The organism is Mucilaginibacter sp. (assembly GCF_025359345.1).
Classification (GTDB): Bacteria; Bacteroidota; Bacteroidia; order Sphingobacteriales; family Sphingobacteriaceae; genus Mucilaginibacter.
The window spans coordinates 1-19,472 of the sequence record NZ_JANYGQ010000018.1 but is presented as its reverse complement, the minus strand read 5'-3'; the positions used below and the strand labels follow the sequence as shown (position 1 = coordinate 19,472).

Sequence of the window (19,472 nt, the reverse complement as noted above, 5' to 3'; positions counted from 1 at the left end):
ATTGGGTTACACTTAACCCAATAGCACATGAATAAATATTATTGCAAAAGCATCATTACCGCTATGATGCTTTTTTTTGCTTTATACAGTTCGGCACAAACAGATACAATAAAAGTTATCAAGGCCGGCCGGTTTGTTGATGTGCAACAAGGCAAAGTACTGTTGAACCAACTGATACTTATTGACCATGATACCATTAAAGCAGTTGGCAGTAATATTGTAATCCCGGTAGGCGCAAAAGTAATCGACTTAAGCAATGCCACGGTTTTACCCGGCCTTATTGATTGCCACACCCATTTAACCGCGCAGCCCGGCGAAAATTATTACGACGATCTCTTCCGCAAAACACCTATAGATTACGCCATTGTAGCCCACATTTACGCAAAACGAACGCTCGATGCCGGCTTCACAGGCTGTCGCGATGTTGGTTCGGCGGCGTTTATGGATGTTGCCTTGAAAAACGCGATTAATAATGGCGACATTCCAGGTCCGCGAATCCAACCTGCAACATTGTTTATCGGTAGTACCGGCAGTCACGGCGATTTGGATGGCTTTTCACCTTACCTTGAATTTACAGGTCCCAAACAAATGAGCGGCGTAGCAAACGGTGTGGATGAAGTTCGTGCACAGGTGAGGTATAATATAAAATACGGCGCCGAAGTAATAAAGTTTGGTGCAAGTGCCGGTGTACTTACTGAAGAGGAGAGTGTTGGTGCCCCGCAATATACCCAGGCCGAAATGGATGCCATTGTTGATGAGGCGCACCTGTGGGGTAAAAAAGCGTGTGCCCATGCGCATGGCACTATCGCTATAAAAATGGCCGTCAAAGCAGGCGTGGCATCCATAGAGCATGGCAGCTTTTTGGATGACGAAGCCATCAGCCTGATGAAAGCACACGGCACCTACCTGGTGGCCGATATTTATAATGATGAGTACATCATGAGCGACTACGCCAAGCATGGCACCCCTGCAAAAATCATCAATAAAGAAAAACTGGTTGGCCAGGCGCAGCGGCTTAGCTTCCAACGCGCTGTTAAGGCCGGTGTTAAAATTGCTTTTGGCACCGATGCCGGTGTATACCCGCACGGCTGGAACGGCAGACAGTTTAAATACATGGTTAAGTTCGGCCTTACTCCAATGCAAGCCATACAATCAGCAACACTCAACGCCGCCGATCTGTTAGGCTGGACAAATAAAGCAGGCGCCATAGCCCCGGGCAAATACGCCGATCTCATTGCGGTGACAAACGATCCATTGGCTGATGTTACAGCGCTGGAACATGTGCAGTTTGTAATGAAGGGCGGTGTGGTTTATAAGGATGAGATTGGTGGGAAGTAACTTCCTCAAATACTCGTGCTAATCATCTGGAATTCAGGAAAACAGTAACGTAAAACCCTAAATATCTATTTATTAAATAACCGGCCATGTAAGTGCTGTTATACGCAGCGACGCTCCCGTAATTCGAATAAAATCTAAAAACCACCTTTCCTTCATTTCAAGCTAATCGACAAAAAATTAAAAAATATTTGCGTAGTTAAATGGCTACGCATATATTTGTAGCCAAATAGCTACATAATGAATTTAAGACGAGACGTTTTCCAGGCCATAGCCGACCCAACCAGGCGGGCTATACTACTATTGGTAGCCGCACAATCAATGACGGCCGGCGCCATTGCGGCAAACTTTGACACTGCCAGGCCCACAGTTTCAAAACATTTGCAAATACTCACCGAGTGCGGGCTGCTTGAACAAAAACAAAATGGGCGGGAAGTTTACTACTACATAAACGCAAAAAGCATGAAACAGGTAGCCGATTTTATTGAACCTTTCCGTAAAATGTGGGATGACCGGTTCAATCTGTTAGAAACCATTATGAAAAATTACATCATAAAAGAATAGGCTATCATGGAACTAAAAACAAAAATTAATGCCGAAGACGGAAAACAGGAATTAACCATTACAAGGGAATTTGAGTTGCCGTTGGCCTTGCTTTTTAAAGCCTTTACAGAGCCCGAAATTATTGAACAATGGATGGGAACCAAAGTGCTTAAACTTGAATGTAAAAAGTACGGCAGTTACCAGTTTGAGACAAGCGACCCCAAAGGAAACGTGGTATTTAAGGCCAATGGAGTAATACATGAGGTTAGCCCAAATAGGAAAATAACCCGGACGTTTGAAATGGAAAACGCCCCATTTGGCGTTCAGCTTGAGATTTGTGAATTTGAACACGTTACCGAGGGTACCAGCAAGCTTAATATGCACGTAATATATGAGTCGGGCGAAAAACGCGACCAGGTGCTGAAGCTGCCATTCGCCCAGGGAATAAACATGGCACACAACCGGCTGCAGGATATGGTAAGCAAATTAAAACAACTATAAACATGGAAAAGAGAAAGACGCTTTGGTATTGGATAATTACGATAATATTATCCTTTTGTATTTTTTCGGGCGGATTGGCGCAGGCCATGCAGGTAAAAGGGGTTGTGCAGGGTTTTAAACCGCTTGGATACCCCATCTATTTTATTTCACTTATCGGCGTTTGGAAAATGCTGGGCATAATTGCGATATTAATCCCGGGTTTTAAATTGCTTAAGGAACGGGCTTATGCGGGTATATTTTTTGTAATGAGCGGAGCGGTGATTTCGCATATTGCCAGCAGTGATGTTTCTGTTCAAATAATTGCCCCTTTCGTACTGGCCATTTTTACTGTTTTATCCTGGTATTTAAGGCCTGCTGACAGAAAGATTATTTCAGCTATTTAAGAATAACCCACAAGATTTTATTTTAACAGGCATGAACAATAGTAAAAAGGCGTTTTCTGCAGCGCAGCGGGAAGAACTGCTCAGCATATTGAAAGCCCGTTTCGAAAAAAACATGAACCGCCATAAGGGAGTAGAATGGGCCCAAGTACAGGCAAAGCTGGAAGCTAATGCCGAAAAGTTATGGTCGCTCGATGAAATGGAAAACACAGGCGGCGAGCCGGACGTTGTTGCGTACGACGAACAAAAGGACGAATATGTTTTTTATGATTGTTCGGCCGAAAGCCCAAAGGGCCGCCGGAGTCTCTGTTACGATCGCGAGGCGCTTGATGCCAGGAAAGAATTTAAACCGGCAAATAGCATAATTGATTTGGCTGCCGACATGGGCGTTGAAGTTTTAACCGAAGAACAGTACCGCGAGTTGCAGCAACTGGGAAGTTTTGACGCAAAAACGTCGAGCTGGTTGAAAACTCCGGCCGATGTCCGCAGGCTTGGCGGCGCTATCTTGGGCGATTTTCGTTATGGCAGGGTTTTTATTTATCACAACGGCGCCGATTCGTATTATGCTGCCAGGGGCTTCCGGGGTTCGCTAAGAGTATAAACCGCACACTAAAACCAGGTATTATAACAATGAATGAAATTAATCCAAAAGTTGATTTTTATTTCAACAAGGCCAAAAAATGGCAGGAAGAAATTGAAAAATTAAGAGCGATTGCGCTTGATTGCGGGCTAACCGAAGAGATGAAGTGGGGTTGCCCTTGTTATACATGGCAGGGCAATAACATTGTTTTAATACACACATTTAAAGAGTACTGCGCGTTTTTGTTTTTTAAAGGAGTCTTGTTAAATGATGTTGAGGGTATCCTGGTTCAACAGACGGAAAATGTGCAGTCGGCGCGCCAGGTAAGGTTCACCAATATCGACGAAATAGTAGAATTGACAGCAACTTTGAAGGCCTATATTCACGAGGCCATTGAAGTGGAAAAAGCTGGCTTAAAGGTTGAATTTAAAAAGACCGATGAATTCAGTATGCCTGATGAATTTCGATATAAACTAGACCGGATTCCCGCCCTAAAAACTGCTTTTGAGGCACTCACCCCTGGGCGGCAAAAAGGGTACCTGCTTCATTTTTCGCAGGCCAAACAATCCAAAACCCGCGAAGCAAGGGTTGAAAAGTATATCCCGCAAATATTGGACGGTAAGGGGCTGGATGATTAGTGTCACGAAAAATCCAACCCCGCCAATTCGATAATTTTGTGCTAACCTATTTTACCCGTTCTATATATTCTCCGGTGCGGGTATCTACTTTTATCTTATCGCCCTGGTTTACAAAAAGAGGCACTTTTACTTCTACCCCATTTTCTGTAGTGGCGTTTTTCAGCGCGCCCGATGATGTATCGCCTTTAACAGCCGGCTCAGAGTAGGTAATTTCTAATTCAACGAAGTTGGGGGCTTGGGCCATAATAGGCTCCTCGCTTTCAAAAGAAACAATTACGTTCATTCCTTCTTTTAAGAATTTTGCCGACGGGCCGAATAACGCTTTCGAAACATTATGTTGATCATAGGTTGTGTTATCCATAATCACCATAAAATCGCCCTCCTGGTAAAGGTATTGAAAGTCATTAGTTTCCACCCGGCAAATTTCAACCTGTTCGTCAGTGGCTAAACGGGCCTCTACAATTTTGCCGGTCTTGATATTACGAAACTTATCTAAGTAAAACGCCCCGCCTTTACCGGGTGTACGATGCAGGACTTCGGTAACGCTTACCAGTTCGCCATTATAGCGTAATATATTCCCTACTTTAATTTCAGATGCCTTTGCCATGAAAATGCGTGTTAAATGTGGCGCCAAATATAAACTAAGTTATTGTAAACGCGAGGCAAAAAAAATCTCAGTTACCCGTCTGCTGGCATATTAAATAACCACGACAATATCAACCCTGGTTTCATCAAGTATTTAACCGTGTTCATGTAAAATTTTTCAGCGCCAGCCCAATTTCATCTTCCTTCGTGCCTATTAAACAAACAGTTAAAAATCGAAATCATGAAAAATCACATTCACCCCGGAGATGAGCACACCCCGGATTTAAACAATGACGGCATTGACCGCAGAGGTTTCCTGGAATGTATGGCCTGGGCTGGTACCGGCGTACTTTGGATGATGTCGGGCGGGATACTAAAGTCGTACGGCATGAGCCAAATGATTGATAAAACTACGGGTGGGTTGAAGAAAGGACTGTTAATGCCAAAATCCGATTTCAGCTTTGCCCAGATAAGTGATAGCCACATTGGGTTTACCAAACCCGCAAACCCTGATGTTGTAGGCACCCTCCAGGCTACCATCGCCAAAATAAACGCCATGCCTTCGGCGCCGGCGTTTGTATTGCATACCGGCGACCTTTCGCACCTTGCCCAGGCCGATGAGTTCGACACCCTGGAGCAATCATTAAAAAGTGTAAAAACCGAAAAAATATTTTATGTCCCCGGTGAGCACGACTGGACAGATAACGGCAAGCTTTACCTGGAGCGATACGGCAAGGGCACCAAAGGGGATGGCTGGTACAGCTTCGACTCGAACGGAGTGCATTTTATAGGCCTGGTAAATGTTACTAACCATGTTGACGGCGGCCTTGGTAATATTGGCGCTGAACAATTGAAATGGCTGGAAAACGACGTTAAAGGCCTTTCAAGCAGCACGCCGATAGTGGTTTTTGCGCACATACCGATGTGGGCAATCTATCCGCAATGGGGATGGGCGACCCAGGATAGCGCGCTGGCCCTTTCATTCCTTAAACGCTTTGGTTCGGTATCGGTGTTAAATGGCCACATACACCAAACCATTCAAAAAGTGGAAGGCAATATTACCTTCCATACCGCCAATTCAACGGCATTTCCGCAACCCGCACCCGGAGCGGCGCCATCGCCCGGTCCGATGAAGGTACCTGCTGAAAAGCTGAGGACCTTGCTGGGTTTAACGAGCGTTCACTACGTTGAAAACAACCATACGCTGGCCATAACAGATATTCCGCTTATTGAAGCCGCTGCTGTTACAGGCGGTCAGTAACACATCTTTAAATTATCAATCAACCGCATATTAAGACGGGATTTGCTGGTGCACGGCAGCCCTCTTAAATACTGCGCTTGTCAATTCCATTGTTCATGAAAAAATGTTTTTTGTTCTTTTTGATTATTGCGGCGGCCAAAATGGCCTCCGCCCAATACAAACCCGTTGATAAAGAATCGTCGCTGAAGTTTACGATAGGCAACTTTGGGTTTGATGTACACGGAAGCTTCGGCGGTTTCCTGGGAAGTATAAACTTTGACCCTCAAAACCCGGCAGCCGGCAGTTTTGATGTAACCATAGACGCATCAACCATAAACACCGATAACAGTTTACGCGATAAACATTTAAAGGAAGACAGCTATTTTGACGTAGATAACTACCCGCGTATCCGTTTTTTATCCACTAAAATTGCCGCTAAAGGAGGCGTATTCACAATGAGTGGGCACTTAACCATAAAAGGTAAATCAAAGAATATCTCGTTCCCATTTACTGCCTCACCGGCCGATGACGGCTACCTGTTTAAAGGCTCGTTTAAAATAAACCGGAAAGATTTTGGGGTTGGTGGTACCAGTACCATATCAAACGAGCTTGAAGTTGTTTTAAATGTGCACGCTGCTAAAGTTTAAATGTTATGAAAGTAAATAGAAAATTGGCGGCCGTTGGCTTAATTGCCGGCTTGGTTTGTACATTGGCAGTAGCCTCGTCATTCAGCCCAGCCCGGGAACAGGTGCAATATGTGAACTTAAAAGTGTTGCCAAAAAACATCAGCTCAAAAGAATTACAGGGGATAATGACCGATGATTTTGAGGACGGGCTTGGCGTAACCTGTGGTTTTTGCCACGCCGATGCCAAAGACGGCCATGGCCTTGATTTCGCGAGCGATGCCAAACCCGAAAAAGAAATTGCCCGCGCTATGATGCGTATGACTTTGGGGATCAACAAGAAGTATTTTAAAATCAAGCACCCGGCACTTGGCAGCGCCACGCTCACCGTTACCTGCAACACCTGCCATAAAGGGGTTGCATTTCCTGATGGCGCCGATCAGAAATAATAAAAGCGAATAATTTTACCGGGTTACATAACCAGGGGGTATGATGCAACAGGCAACAGATTTTTTATTTAAAATAAATAAGAGGTGGTACCACCTCTTATTTTGGCTTGTGGCCTACTTTTTTTGGGTATTTATATTCCGGAATGGCACGCTGGTTTTAACCCGCGCAATAACCATTCAGTTTTGTTACCTCATATTTATTGCAGCCAACTACTATCTTAATGCCTCGTATACAATTCCTTACCTGTTAAATAAAAAAAGGTATATAAGGTTTGGTATATGTTTCATCATGGGCATCGCCTTTACCTCGGCGATAAGGGTGCCGGTATCGGAATTTGTTAGTACATATATTTTTAATCGGGGCAATGTCCGCTTCAATTACTTTTCAATATTCTGCAATTCATTTGTTAATATCACTTTTTGGGTGCTGGTGATATTAACAGGCAAAATGATTGCCGAAAAAATCCGGTCGCAACTGTATATCGAACAAGTTGAAAAAGAGAAGTCGGCTAATGAGCTTAATTTTTTACGTGCTCAGTTTAACCCGCATTTCCTGTTCAACTCCATCAACTCCATTTACGGGTATATCGACAAATCGAATAAAGAGGCCAGGAATATGTTGCTTGTATTTTCGGATATGCTGCGGTACCAGCTATATGAATGCACCGTAGACTACATCGACATAGACAGGGAACTGAACTACATAAGAAATTACGTAGCCATACAAAAAAGCCGAATTGACGAGCGAATTAAAGTATCGTTTTACACAGGGAAGATAGATGGCAATGTTAAAATAGCGCCCTTCTTATTGATCTCTTTTATTGAAAATGCTTTTAAATACGTTGGATTTAATGAAAACGGCCGCAATGTGGTAGAGATCAACCTTACCTACAGCGGGGATATGCTCTTTTTTACCATAACGAATACAAAAGACGCCTTTACCGGCCAATCAAAAAAGGCATTGGGATTGGGAATTGCCAATACCAAAAGGCGGTTGGAACTTTTGTACCCCTACAGGCACGAACTCACCATAATCGAAAAGGAAGACTGTTTTGAGGTTATTTTAATTTTAGCAGGGGCATAATATTAAAACTCATTAATCTATGCCCGGCAAAATTCCTGTTATATGCAATTAGTCGCCTCCAATTCGTGTAATTCGTTTAAATTCGTGAAAATTTGTGCCCTTCATTAAATTAGTGCCATTTATGAAATCAATCCTCGCCTTTCTGTTTCTACTGTTTGTTATAAATTCCGGCAAAGCCCAGCAGCATGCCGAATACACCCCACCTGATGATCCGGCCGTTCAACAAAAGCTGGCGCAATGGCAGGATTTAAAGTTCGGCCTGTTTATGCATTGGGGGCCATACAGCGAATGGGGCGTGGTTGAAAGCTGGAGCCTTTGCCCCGAGGACGAGGGCTGGACACAGCGCAAAGGCCCTTATGGCGCCGACTACAACACTTATAAAACAGCATACGAAAACCTGCAAACTACTTTTAACCCCACACATTTCGACCCCGATAAATGGGTAAGGGCCGCGAAGGATGCCGGTATGAAATACGTGGTTTTTACCACCAAGCATCACGACGGGTTCAGTATGTTTGATACCAAACAAACCGACTATAAGGTAACCAGCCCCAAAACGGCGTTCTCAACCAATCCGAAGAGCAATGTGGCGAAGGAGATATTCAACTCTTTTCGCAAGGAAAATTTTATGATAGGCGCCTACTTTTCAAAACCCGACTGGCACAGCCCCTATTATTGGTGGCCGTACTTTCCACCTAAAGACCGGAACGTAAATTATGACCCGGCCAAATACCCTGAAAGATGGCAGCAGTTTAAAGATTTTACTTATAACCAGCTACAGGAACTGATGACCGGCTACGGCAAAATAGATATTTTGTGGATGGATGGCGGCTGGGTGCGCCCGTTAAGAAAAGCCGATTCGGCTTTGGCGCACGAGATGGGCAACAGGTACAACCAGGACATTGATATGCCTAAAATTGCTAAAATGGCCCGCGCCAACCAACCTGGATTAATAATGGTTGACCGCGCTGTGCCTGGTGCATACGAAAATTACACCACGCCCGAGCAGCAGGTGCCCGCAGCACCCCTCAGCTACCCATGGGAGTCGTGTATAACCATGGGCAACTCCTGGAGTTATGTACCTGGCGACAAATACAAATCATCGCAACAGATAGTGCAGCTGCTGGTAAAAATAGTATCGCGCGGCGGCAACCTGTTGATGAACATCGGGCCCGGCCCCGACGGCGATTGGGACCCCGAAGCTTACAAACGTCTGGCCGACATTGGCAAATGGATAAAAGTTAACGGTGAGGGGATTTATGCATCAAAAGCCATTGCACCATATTCGGATGGGGATATATTTTTCACCCAAACTAATGGCGGAAGTAACGAATATGCGTTTTTGCTGGGCAACGAGAATGGGCTGATATTGCCCCCTGTTGTTAGCATTAAACCCGGCAATGCACGAAAGGTGCAGCAACTTACGCTATTGGGAGTAAAGCAAAAACTGAAGTGGAAACAGGATGGCGATGTAATTAACGTTACGATACCTGCGGCGCTGCAAAATAACAGCGGATTAGCATACGCAGCGGGATTTAAAATAAAATATTGACGCGAATTTCACTAATTGAATCGAATTACACGAATTTTACGGGGCGACGAGTTTGATTGTAGGGGCGAATTGCATTCGCCCACACAGCGCAGGTGACTTATCTATGTCCCGACAGGTTCTATATTTGGCGAACTGCGTGCATCGGGCGTATGCAATACGCCCCTACATTTGACCTGAACAATTAGACATTCTAAAACCAATTCGTGTAATTCGATTCAATTCGTGAAATTCGTGCCCAATCAATTCGTGTCATTATGAAACTACAAGAACTTACATCATACCTCGAAAGCCTGGCCCCCCTGGCTTACCAGGAAGATTACGATAATGCCGGACTGATTGTTGGTCGCCCGGAAATGGAAGTGCACCGTGCGCTGGTTTCGCTTGATTGTACTGAGGCCGTGGTTAACGAGGCTATTGCCACCAACTGCCAGGTAATTGTATCGCATCATCCGATAGTTTTCCGTGGATTAAAAAAGTTTAACGGCAAAACCTATGTGGAACGCGTGGTGGAGAAGGCCATCCGGAACAACATCGCCATTTATGCAATTCACACCAACCTGGATAACATGATGGCGGGTGTAAACGCTAAAATATGTGAAACGCTGGGGTTGAAAAACTGTCGTATCCTATCGCCAAAGCATACCCTGCTAAAAAAACTGGTTACTTATGCTCCGCAAAGCCACGCCGATGCGGTGCGTAATGCTCTTTTTGCAGCCGGCGCCGGGAACATTGGCAATTACAGCGAAACCAGCTTTAACGCCGAAGGCACAGGCACTTTTAAAGGGAATGACCAAACCAATCCATATGTTGGCGAGCCGGGCAAGCGTCACCTGGAAAACGAGGTGCGCATCGAGACAGTTTATCCCGCCATATTGGAAAGTAAAATTTTAATGGCCCTGGTTTTAAACCATCCTTATGAGGAGGTAGCTTACGATTTATACAGCCTCACTAATCAAAATCAGCAGGTTGGCTCGGGAATGATAGGTGAGCTGGATAATGCCCTGGCCGAAGAAGCATTTTTATACCATGTGAAAGAAAAAATGCATTGCCACGTTATCCGCCATACTGAATATACGGGCAAAAGCGTTAAAAGAGTAGCGGTATGCGGCGGGGCCGGAGGCTTTTTATTAAAACAGGCCATTGCCGCAGGAGCCGACGTTTTTATAACAGCCGATTACAAATATCACGAGTTTTTTGATGCTGATGGAAAGGTGCTGATTGCCGACGTGGGACATTTTGAAAGTGAGCAATTTACGCAGCAATTATTGTATGAAATTATTACAAAAAATTTTACTAACTTTGCCGTCCGTTTAACAGAAGTAAATACAAACCCCGTCAAATATTTTATTTAATGGAACAAACCGTAGAACAGAAGCTTAAAGCTTTATACGAGCTACAAACTATCCACACCAAGATTGATAAAATTCGCCAGGTTAGAGGTGAATTACCTATGGAGGTTGCCGACCTTGAAGATGATGTTGCAGGTCTTGAAACCCGTATACAAAAAATTAAAGCCGAGCTGGATGATTTGGAAGATGATATTGTTACCCGCAAAAACCTGATAAAGGATGCGCAGGCAAACACAAAAAAATATGAGACCCAGCTTAACGAGGTTAAAAACAACCGCGAGTATGATGCAATTTCGAAAGAAATTGAGATACAGGGACTCGATATACAGGTAAGTGAGAAAAAGATCAGGGAGTTCGGTTTCGAGATAGCATCAAAAACCGGGATCTATGAAAAAGCCCTTGCCGACTTGGAATCGCGCAAAGCCGACCTTGACGCCAAGAAAGCTGAATTAGGTACCATCACTGCTGAAACACAGAAAGACGAAAACGAATTAACAGCCCTTGCTGATAAGGCAATTGTCAACATCGACGAGCGTTTACTGATTGCTTACAACCGCCTGCGCCAAAATGCAAAAAATGGCCTTGCAGTGGTAACCATCCAGCGCGATTCATGCTCTGGCTGTTTCAACCAGATTCCGCCACAGCGCCAGTCGGATATCCGCCAGCGTAAAAAAATAATCGTTTGCGAACATTGCGGCCGTATATTGGTTGACGAGCAAATGGCTTTGGAAGCAGAAGAGGCATAAGCCCCGCCCCCTAGCCCCCTAAAGGGGGAATAAAACATTTGAAAGGCGCTCAGTGATGGGTGCCTTTTTTGTTTGTCTTTATCTCCGCCAAAATAGCTACCTTGTTAATGCCAATAAACAAATATGCGCTACACAGTCGCTTTATTTTCCATGCTTGCGTTTTCGCTGATATATGTTAACGCAAAAAGTTTAGTCGGAAAAAGACCGGCCGCAGATACCGCAATGAAAAAAACGATCCATAAAATCTGGAAATTTAAAAGCTTCAAACCGTTGCCTAGGGCGGGAATGGGCGGCTTTGATAAAATTGATATACTGGATTTAACGAACGAGAAATTTTTAACCAGTTACCCCGACCGGTATAAAAAAGAATCGCAACAGGCAGCTTATGAAATAGTTAACAACGCTATTGTTATAAAAATCCCAGACAAAGAGAGTAACATGGAATTAAAAATCAAAACACTTACAACTAATACACTCACTTTAATTATTAGGATATTTTACAAAAGCAGCACCGACGGCAAACGAATGGGCACTGACTTGCTGGAGCTATCATTTGAGGCCGATTGAAACAATGCCACTATTTAATGGCAGCCAATACCCGCTTCCCACCAAAGTCCTCCGCATAAAACACCCGCTTATCATCCCCCAATTTAACATTCCTAATTTCTCCGGGCCCTTCAAACCCGATGCGGATGCCGGCTATTTTGCCGATGTTTTGGTTTACGGCTGTGGTGAATATCTCTTTGCCATTGAGGCTTACAGTAAACTTATGGTTTTGCACAACACAGGCCAGGTGCTGAAAGTTGGCGAAATCGCAGCCGAAGGCACTTAAGTCGGTTGTCTTTCCGGATATATATTTATCGCCAGTTGATAATTGCAGGTTGGCAATGCAGCCCTTGTCGCAAAGAGGTATATCGATTGCGTTTTTTGTGCCGATAATCTCAACCAACACCTTGCGGCAGGATGACTGCTCGGGCAAAGATGTATTGCGCAGCGTGGTTTCAAAATTGAAATTATCACTCGCAAGCCCTTCAAAATCGCGTAAATTGTAAAAGTAAACCGCCGATCCATTAAACACCGGGGCACCCTTTATTTTTTCGAACTGGCGCGCGGTTATTCCCAGCGCACCGGGCATGTGGATGGAGTCGTTATTGAGGTAGCTGGGCACAGGGTCCTTGTCAATAAGGCCCAGCCAGCTGTTGGTTTTTATGAATACCGGCTGCTCTTTCTTTATTCGTCCGTTAATCACCAGTTTGGCGTTAAAATACCCGGGCACGTAATAAATAGAGGTATGTTGCTTCCCGTCGCCGGCAACTTTTTCTCGCCGTTTGGGATCCCAGCTTTGCTGTATGTACACGCTGTCGCTATGATAAGCCGAGGCATCGTAATCAAAAACTACAGAATTCGGCATTTTATCGCTCACGACCCTGGCGCTGAATTTTACAGGTGCATTGGTTATAATTGCAGGTGCGCGTTTTGCAGCCAGTGATAATACCAGGTAGGCCGCAACGGCCAATCCCGCAATAGTGAAAATTACCGGCATCGATAGTTTTCTGCGTTTTACCGCCTGCTGTGGTTCTCCGGCGGGCGCCTTTACTTTGTCTAATTCGGCTTGTTTTTTGAACGAGCGCCAGTCAGCAAAATCAAGGAAACGGGCTAATGCATTTAGGGTGATGATGGTTGGCGTATTATCATACCGAACTTTGCCCCAGATACGTTTCAGGGTTGAGAGGCTAAGGCGGGTTTGCGTTTTCTCGAAAATCAGTTCGCTTAGTTTTTCGAAATCATAGTCGCCCCAGTTGCCGCTGTTTTCCCAGCTCAGGGCCTGTTCAGCCAGCTCCCGCCAAAGTACTATGTATGGCTTTTCGGTACCCATTTTACGGTTTCAATAACGGCATTAAGTTACTAAATGATTATGACGTTTGAGGGAGGGGTTTCGTTACAAAAAACTCATTTCGCGCCGGGTTAAAACCCGGCGCTACAACATGGGCCGAGCTGATGGCTCTTTGCGGACGGGAAGATGCCCACTGATTGCATTTGAATTTCTTACCGCAGGCCTGCGACCTGCGCTGGAGGACGCCGCCCCGTTGGGGCTGTGAAAACGTAAATTTGATATTCTTTTTTACCCAAAATAACACCGTAGCGATATCCCCAGCCCCAACGGGGCGACACTCATCAGCAAAGGTCGCAGGCCTGTCTTGATAGCGAATCTTAATCCCCTGATTGCATTTGAATCTCTCTTGAAAGCTATTTGAATAGGTCTAACGGCGCTTTAACCTCAACTTTGATTTAACAAACCCCAAACCCTCTTTAATCCAATTTATTGTGAAAGCATTTATTACCACCTCGAAAATCATATTGGCTTTTATCCTGCTTTCAACTGCGGCTAAGGCGCAGGACAGCCTCAATTTCTCGCCGCCCGTTAAAGCGCCGGTAGTTTACGCTATCGAGGCCAAAGACAATATTGTAGTAGATGGCCGGCTGAATGAAGAAAGCTGGAAATTGGCTCCTGTTATCTCCAATTTTTTTAAGCTGCAGCCGCGGCAGGGCGGCGCTTACCTGTATAAAACCTTCGTTAAAATTGTGTACGATAAAAAGAACCTGTACTTCGGTGTGTTTTGTAAAGATACGGCCGGCAAAAAAGGTGTGCGGGTACAGGACTACCGCCGTGATTTTACACCTGATAACGATGTTTTTATGATACAGCTCGACCCGCAGAACCTTAAGCGCTTTTGTGTGTCGTTCCAGGCTACGCCGCTGGGCACACAGGGCGACATGCAGGTGTTTGACGACCAACTGCAGGATGTGAATTGGGACGCCCTGTGGAAGGTTAAAACCACAGTTACCGACAGCGGTTACTATGCCGAGTTTGCTATCCCGTTTAAATCGTTGCGCTACATTAAACACGGCAACGATTCTGTTTCGTGGAACCTTACTTTCTCTCGCATTGCCCGGCGGGACAACGAACAAACGGTGTTCCCGGCTATCCCGCAAACCTACTCGCCATACCGCATGAGCTACGGGGCCGAACTGAAAGGATTGCAACTGCCGCCTCCTTCAACCAATATCAGGGTGCAGCCGTATTCGTTATACCAGTACTCGCAAAGCACCAACAGCAATAACGTAACCACCAACAGCAGCACGCTTAAATTTGGCGGCGAAGCCAAATGGGCCGTAAACCCGCATGCTGTATTCGACTTAACCTTGAATACCGATTTTGCCCAGGCCGAGGTTGACCAGGCGGTGAACAACCTTACCCGTTTTAATGTATTATTTCCAGAAAAGCGGCAGTTTTTTTTGGAAGACCAGGGCGTGTTTGCCGGGGCAAGTATCGAAGGACTGAAACCATTTTTCAGCCGCAGCATCGGGCTTTCAAATACCCAGTTTAACGCTAAGCCCGTACCTATCGACGCCGGGCTGCGCTTTACCGACCGCACAAAAGACCGAACCTTTGCCTCGCTATACGTGCACCAAGAAGGCACATCCGAACAGGGCGCTGCCGATTTTGGCGTGCTGCGCTATCTTAAAAACTATGGCAAGGAAAATAACATCGGCGTAATGTTTACCGACCGGGTTGACGAGGCTGACCCACGCAAAGGCTTCAACACCAAAAACAACAGCACATTAACGGTGGATGGTTTGGTTAGACCGAGCAATACGTTAAGCATTCAATACCTAACATCGGTATCAAACAATAACAGCCCCGATAGCCTGGGTTTTGCCAATTATTTTAAGATAAAATACTTCGATAACAAGTTCTTTTTTTACTACCAGAACGAGTTTATATCGCAGAAGTATAACCCGGCAATGGGTTTTGTTTTTCAAAATAATGTGATTTATCACCAAACGGTTGAGTTTATTTCCCTGCGGCCCAAAAACAAAAAGTGGAGCTGGATACGCGAGGCCGAAATTGGGTTCGACGTAAACTATTACCAAAACGCCAGCGATTTTAAGTTCCAGCAGGCCGATCTGTACATTTACCCAATTTACGTGGTGCTGAACAACGGCGGTGTGGTGCAATACGCCATCAGGCCTAACTGGCAAAATATCAACTTCGATTTTAGCCTGCTGGGTGTTAAACTGGCACAGCGCAACTATTCATATACCGTGCACGAGCTTACTTACCAGTCGGACCAATCAAAGAAATTTTCATTTTTGGGCGATTTTAACTTTGGTCAGTATTACAATGGAACCATGCAGTCTGCAGTGCTGGGGATGCGGTATGCGCCCAGCCCGATGATCGCTGTATCGGCCAATTATACCCTGCAAAAGTTTGAGGATTTCGGGCTGGATAAGGTTGCCCTGCGCACCAACCTGTACAACGCCCAGTTGCGCGCTGCGCTTAACCCGCAGGTGCAGGTATCTGCGTATTACCAGTATAATTCCTACGGCAAGCTTGGCCAGTGGAACGCCCGGGCCAGCTGGGAGTTCGCGCCGTTAAGTTTTATTTACCTGGTTTATAACGAAAATAACTTTAAGGATACCCCGGTTAAAAATCAATCGATGATAGCGAAGATTAGTTTTTTGAAGCAGTTTTAGGGGGGGCGTGGCACGATGACATCCAAATTAGTTAGTTACCGGATGAACTGAATAAATTTATCAGGATATCTTTTAGAAACTTTCAAAAGCACTTTTTGACCGAGTTTAAAAGTATCTACTTGAGTTGAAAATTCACTTTGTATGCGTTTTCTTTTATAAACGAATTCAACGTAAATATTAGAATGGCTTCGCCCAGCATCCCTTTCAATTACGGTAGCATCTACGTATTCATAAAATCTAAGTTCCCTTTTGGCGTTAATATTATTTATTATCCCGTATACAAGCCCTGCAAATAATAAAATTACCATAATACTATAACCAACCACCTTTTTTTCGACCTCTTTCATTTTTCTACTATTTGTATGCTCCGCGCCGAAGTCCAATTGTGGGGCTAGCAGATAGCTAACAAAATGAAAGATAGTAAATTATTTAATCACAAACTTAAAAGGACAAATTTTTGCATCGAGGGATTGATATAGTGGCTTGCCGTTGCTTTGATCGTTGGGTTTTATCTGAAAAACAATCATCTGATGAGCAGATTATTAACGAAATAGGTATTACAACACTTCCACCTTCTTCCCGACCACTTTTTCCGGAAACAAAGGATTTATTCCCACCGCAATAAATATCACCAAAATACAGCCAATGGCATTTAACCATAAATAAGCCACTACCTCAAAATAGCCAAGGACGCAAATCAGGATTTCGGTAATCACAGCTGCAATAAACACCGCATTGCCCCGTATTTTTTTGAGATAGAAAGCTACTACGAATACCCCGAGGATGGTGCCGTAAATATATGACCCCAGTTGGTTTACAAACTCCAGCAAATTACCCACCTTGCTGGCGTAAAGCGCCATCCCTACGCAAACAATGCCCCAAAAAATGGTTGCCAGGCGCGAGGCATCGAGGTAGTTTTGGTCGCTGGCGCCGGGGTTGATGATGCGCTTATAAATATCAACCACGCTGGTTGATGCCAGCGAGTTTAAGGCGCTGGCTGTTGAGCCCATTGAAGCAAGGAAGATGATGGCCACCAGCAAGCCTATTAATCCGCGGGGCAAGTAGTGGGTAACAAAGTTGAGGAACACGTAATTGGTATCGTCGCCGTTGGCTTTGGCGTTATTTCTTTTCATGACACCAATGGCTTCCTTGCGGATATCGGTAGTTTGTTTGTCGGCAACTTTTAATTCCGATTGCGCTTGGGCTATCTGGGCCTGGTCCTTACTGTCGAAAGCTTTTATCAGTGCTTCTGATTTGCTTTTGCGCTGTTCAAACGCTGTGGCGTATTGTGTCTCGAGTTTGTTGTATTGTGCCGAGTAGCTGCTGCCTTTTACCTGCTCCACCTCGTAACGGTTAAAAAACATTGGCGGGCGGTTAAACTGGTAAAAGGCGAACACCAAAATCCCTATCAGTAAAATTAAAAACTGCATGGGTATTTTCAGCAGGCCGTTCATGATCAGTCCCAGGCGGCTTTGGCCAACCGAACTTCCGGTTAAGTAACGGCCCACCTGGCTTTGGTCGGTACCGAAATAGGAGAGCTGTAAAAAGAAGCCACCTATCAGCCCGCTCCAGATGTTATAACGGTTGTTAGGGTCAAACTTCCAATCGATAACGTTCATACGGCCCAGCTTGCCCGCAAGCTTAACGGCTTTTCCAAAGCCTACATTGCCGGGCAGCAGGTGTACTACCAGCACGCCGGCAAAAAACATCCCTAAAAATATGATGCTCATTTGCAGAAGCTGTGTGTATGACACCGCCTTGGTGCCGCCATAAACGGTATAAAATATCACCAGGCTGCCAATAAACAGCGTAGTGTAAACGGTGTTGATATTTAATATGGTCGATAGGATGATGGATGGCGCGTAAATAGTAATGCCCGTTGAAAGCCCCCTTTGTATTAAAAACAGAAAGGATGTAAGTGCCCGTGTTTTAAGGTCGAACCGATTCTCCAAAAACTCGTAAGCGGTATAAACTTTCAGCCGGTGAAAAATGGGCACAAAGGTTACACAAAGCACGATCATGGCCAGCGGCAAACCGAGGTAAAACTGCACGAATCGCATCCCGTCGGAATAGGCCTGGCCGGGTGCAGAAAGGAAAGTTATGGCGCTGGCCTGCGTAGCCATTACCGATAGCCCGACGTGGTACCACCGCATGGAGCGGCCGCCCATTAAAAATTGGTCGATGTTTTTGTTGACGCCGCTTTTCCAAACGCCATAAATAACGATGGTTAGCAGCGTTGCAGCAAGAACTATCCAGTCGGTTAAGCTCATTCAAAAAGGATGGTAATGAGCCAGAAAATGAAGATCAACAGGACCAGCCATCCGGCTACAATGCCGTAAAACTGGTTCCAGCTACGAATAAATGAAGGCAGTTCCGGATCAGGCGTTGCCACGTCCCCTAACAAATACATTAAGGAAGAAGCCTGCAAACAGCAAGCCTACGACGCCAAGGATTGGGATCAATACAAAAGTAGTATCTATTACTACACCGATAATGAGGCCGGTAAGCAAGCCTACAAGGTAATATAGTGAATCGTTAGTTTTAACTTCTTCGTGGTGTTTCATAATTGCAGGTATATTATGGCACAAAAATAAATATTAAATGGTGGATAACAATAGGGGGAGTGTTAATTGTTTTGTGCTTTCCGCGGGCGGAAAAACTAAAAAGCCCCCGTAAACCGGGGGCCTGTATAAGTCCTATTCTATCGCTTACAAATATTTTGTAATATCAGCAGATAATGGTGTAGTTGCCGAGCGGAAACGGTGGATCAATTTACCGTTTTCGTCAATCAGGAATTTTTCGAAGTTCCATTTAATATCGCCGGTAAACTCTGGGTTTGGGGCGGTGGTTAGGTATTGGAACAATGGGTCAATATCTAAACCTAAAACGCTTACTTTACCGCTCATAGGGAAAGTTACGTTAAAGTTATCATGACAAAAGGTTTTGATATCCTGGTTGGTGCCTGGCTCCTGGCCGCCAAAGTTATTGGCCGGGAAACCTACTACTACCAGCTTGCCTTTATATTTTTCGGCAAGGGCTTCTAAATCTTTATACTGCTTGGTAAAGCCGCATTTTGATGCTGTGTTTACGATCAAAACTTTTTTGCCTTTGTATTTGGCTAATGAAAAGTTTTCGCCATCGATGCTTTTCAGTTTAAATTCATAAACCGATGCTGGGGCCGATACCAGGAAGAAGGCTAATATTAACGTAAGTAATTTCATGGTTGGTAATAATTGATAGTTTTCGATAATAATTTACGTAAAACTAACTAATAAAATTTCGCTTGGCTAAGTACTCATCCTCTTTTTGTGTCATTTTTTGTTTTGTA

General features: G+C 44.8%; 21 protein-coding genes. 15 read left to right on the top strand and 6 right to left on the bottom strand.

Going from position 1 to position 19,472, the window contains the following annotated elements:
* Window positions 1-27: 27 nt before the first annotated feature.
* The 6 genes from Q0R52_RS10615 to Q0R52_RS10590 all read left to right on the top strand — a co-directional run bounded on the left by Q0R52_RS10615 (window position 28) and on the right by Q0R52_RS10590 (window position 3,977).
* Window positions 28-1,338: an amidohydrolase family protein gene (locus tag Q0R52_RS10615; RefSeq protein ID WP_295794632.1), complete on the top strand. Its 1,311-nt coding sequence runs from the start codon at window positions 28-30 to the stop codon at window positions 1,336-1,338.
* Between the two features lie 237 nt (window positions 1,339-1,575).
* On the top strand, window positions 1,576-1,899 hold the full coding sequence (locus Q0R52_RS10610) for a metalloregulator ArsR/SmtB family transcription factor (RefSeq protein ID WP_295794631.1): 324 nt from the start codon (window positions 1,576-1,578) through the stop codon (window positions 1,897-1,899).
* A gap of 6 nt (window positions 1,900-1,905) precedes the next feature.
* Window positions 1,906-2,379: an SRPBCC domain-containing protein gene (locus Q0R52_RS10605; RefSeq protein WP_295794630.1), complete on the top strand. Its 474-nt coding sequence runs from the start codon at window positions 1,906-1,908 to the stop codon at window positions 2,377-2,379.
* Between the two features lie 2 nt (window positions 2,380-2,381).
* Window positions 2,382-2,762 carry a DoxX family protein gene (locus Q0R52_RS10600; RefSeq protein ID WP_295794629.1) on the top strand — a complete coding sequence of 127 codons (381 nt, stop codon included), beginning with the start codon at window positions 2,382-2,384 and terminating at the stop codon, window positions 2,760-2,762.
* 31 nt (window positions 2,763-2,793) lie between these two features.
* Complete coding sequence (locus tag Q0R52_RS10595; protein WP_295794628.1) at window positions 2,794-3,360, top strand: DUF4256 domain-containing protein; 567 nt, start codon at window positions 2,794-2,796, stop codon at window positions 3,358-3,360.
* Window positions 3,361-3,389: 29 nt separating this feature from the next.
* A complete protein-coding gene (locus Q0R52_RS10590; protein ID WP_366520883.1) occupies window positions 3,390-3,977 on the top strand; it encodes a YdeI family protein in 588 nt (195 codons plus the stop codon).
* 46 nt (window positions 3,978-4,023) lie between these two features.
* On the opposite strand, the gene efp is transcribed toward Q0R52_RS10590, so the two are convergent.
* Window positions 4,024-4,584, bottom strand: coding sequence for an elongation factor P (efp, locus tag Q0R52_RS10585; protein WP_252793576.1), 561 nt, complete (start codon window positions 4,582-4,584; stop codon window positions 4,024-4,026).
* A gap of 219 nt (window positions 4,585-4,803) precedes the next feature.
* Between efp and Q0R52_RS10580 the strand changes: the two genes are divergently transcribed.
* The 8 genes from Q0R52_RS10580 (at window position 4,804) to Q0R52_RS10545 (ending at window position 12,172) form a co-directional block, all read left to right on the top strand.
* Window positions 4,804-5,823 (top strand): metallophosphoesterase, encoded by a 1,020-nt coding sequence (locus tag Q0R52_RS10580; RefSeq protein ID WP_295794627.1) that lies wholly within the window; start codon window positions 4,804-4,806, stop codon window positions 5,821-5,823.
* Between the two features lie 95 nt (window positions 5,824-5,918).
* Window positions 5,919-6,449, top strand: coding sequence for a YceI family protein (locus tag Q0R52_RS10575; RefSeq protein WP_295794626.1), 531 nt, complete (start codon window positions 5,919-5,921; stop codon window positions 6,447-6,449).
* Between the two features lie 5 nt (window positions 6,450-6,454).
* A complete protein-coding gene (locus Q0R52_RS10570; protein WP_295794625.1) occupies window positions 6,455-6,874 on the top strand; it encodes a c-type cytochrome in 420 nt (139 codons plus the stop codon).
* 40 nt (window positions 6,875-6,914) lie between these two features.
* Window positions 6,915-7,958: a histidine kinase gene (locus Q0R52_RS10565; protein ID WP_295794624.1), complete on the top strand. Its 1,044-nt coding sequence runs from the start codon at window positions 6,915-6,917 to the stop codon at window positions 7,956-7,958.
* A 121-nt stretch (window positions 7,959-8,079) separates the two neighbouring features.
* Complete coding sequence (locus Q0R52_RS10560; RefSeq protein WP_295794623.1) at window positions 8,080-9,510, top strand: alpha-L-fucosidase; 1,431 nt, start codon at window positions 8,080-8,082, stop codon at window positions 9,508-9,510.
* Window positions 9,511-9,764: 254 nt separating this feature from the next.
* A complete protein-coding gene (locus tag Q0R52_RS10555) occupies window positions 9,765-10,862 on the top strand; it encodes a Nif3-like dinuclear metal center hexameric protein (RefSeq protein WP_295794622.1) in 1,098 nt (365 codons plus the stop codon).
* A complete protein-coding gene (locus Q0R52_RS10550) occupies window positions 10,862-11,605 on the top strand; it encodes a C4-type zinc ribbon domain-containing protein (RefSeq protein WP_295794621.1) in 744 nt (247 codons plus the stop codon). Before Q0R52_RS10555 ends, Q0R52_RS10550 begins: the two co-directional genes overlap by 1 nt.
* Window positions 11,606-11,728: 123 nt before the next feature.
* Entirely contained in the window at window positions 11,729-12,172 is a 444-nt protein-coding gene (locus Q0R52_RS10545) for a hypothetical protein (protein ID WP_295794620.1), read from the top strand.
* A gap of 10 nt (window positions 12,173-12,182) precedes the next feature.
* Here Q0R52_RS10545 and Q0R52_RS10540 read toward each other — a convergent pair whose 3' ends face one another.
* Window positions 12,183-13,481: a hypothetical protein gene (locus tag Q0R52_RS10540; protein ID WP_295794618.1), complete on the bottom strand. Its 1,299-nt coding sequence runs from the start codon at window positions 13,479-13,481 to the stop codon at window positions 12,183-12,185.
* Between the two features lie 449 nt (window positions 13,482-13,930).
* Between Q0R52_RS10540 and Q0R52_RS10535 the strand changes: the two genes are divergently transcribed.
* Window positions 13,931-16,144, top strand: a complete 2,214-nt coding sequence (locus Q0R52_RS10535) for a DUF5916 domain-containing protein (RefSeq protein ID WP_295794617.1) — start codon at window positions 13,931-13,933, stop codon at window positions 16,142-16,144.
* A gap of 35 nt (window positions 16,145-16,179) precedes the next feature.
* Here the strand turns inward: Q0R52_RS10535 and Q0R52_RS10530 are convergent, their stop codons facing one another.
* The 4 genes from Q0R52_RS10530 to Q0R52_RS10515 all read right to left on the bottom strand — a co-directional run bounded on the left by Q0R52_RS10530 (window position 16,180) and on the right by Q0R52_RS10515 (window position 19,365).
* Window positions 16,180-16,491 carry a hypothetical protein gene (locus Q0R52_RS10530; RefSeq protein WP_295794616.1) on the bottom strand — a complete coding sequence of 104 codons (312 nt, stop codon included), beginning with the start codon at window positions 16,489-16,491 and terminating at the stop codon, window positions 16,180-16,182.
* Between the two features lie 210 nt (window positions 16,492-16,701).
* Window positions 16,702-18,414: a sodium:solute symporter gene (locus Q0R52_RS10525; RefSeq protein WP_295794615.1), complete on the bottom strand. Its 1,713-nt coding sequence runs from the start codon at window positions 18,412-18,414 to the stop codon at window positions 16,702-16,704.
* 108 nt (window positions 18,415-18,522) lie between these two features.
* Entirely contained in the window at window positions 18,523-18,708 is a 186-nt protein-coding gene (locus Q0R52_RS10520) for a hypothetical protein (RefSeq protein ID WP_295794614.1), read from the bottom strand.
* 144 nt (window positions 18,709-18,852) lie between these two features.
* Window positions 18,853-19,365, bottom strand: coding sequence for a glutathione peroxidase (locus tag Q0R52_RS10515; RefSeq protein ID WP_295794613.1), 513 nt, complete (start codon window positions 19,363-19,365; stop codon window positions 18,853-18,855).
* Between the last annotated feature and the right edge of the window lie 107 nt (window positions 19,366-19,472).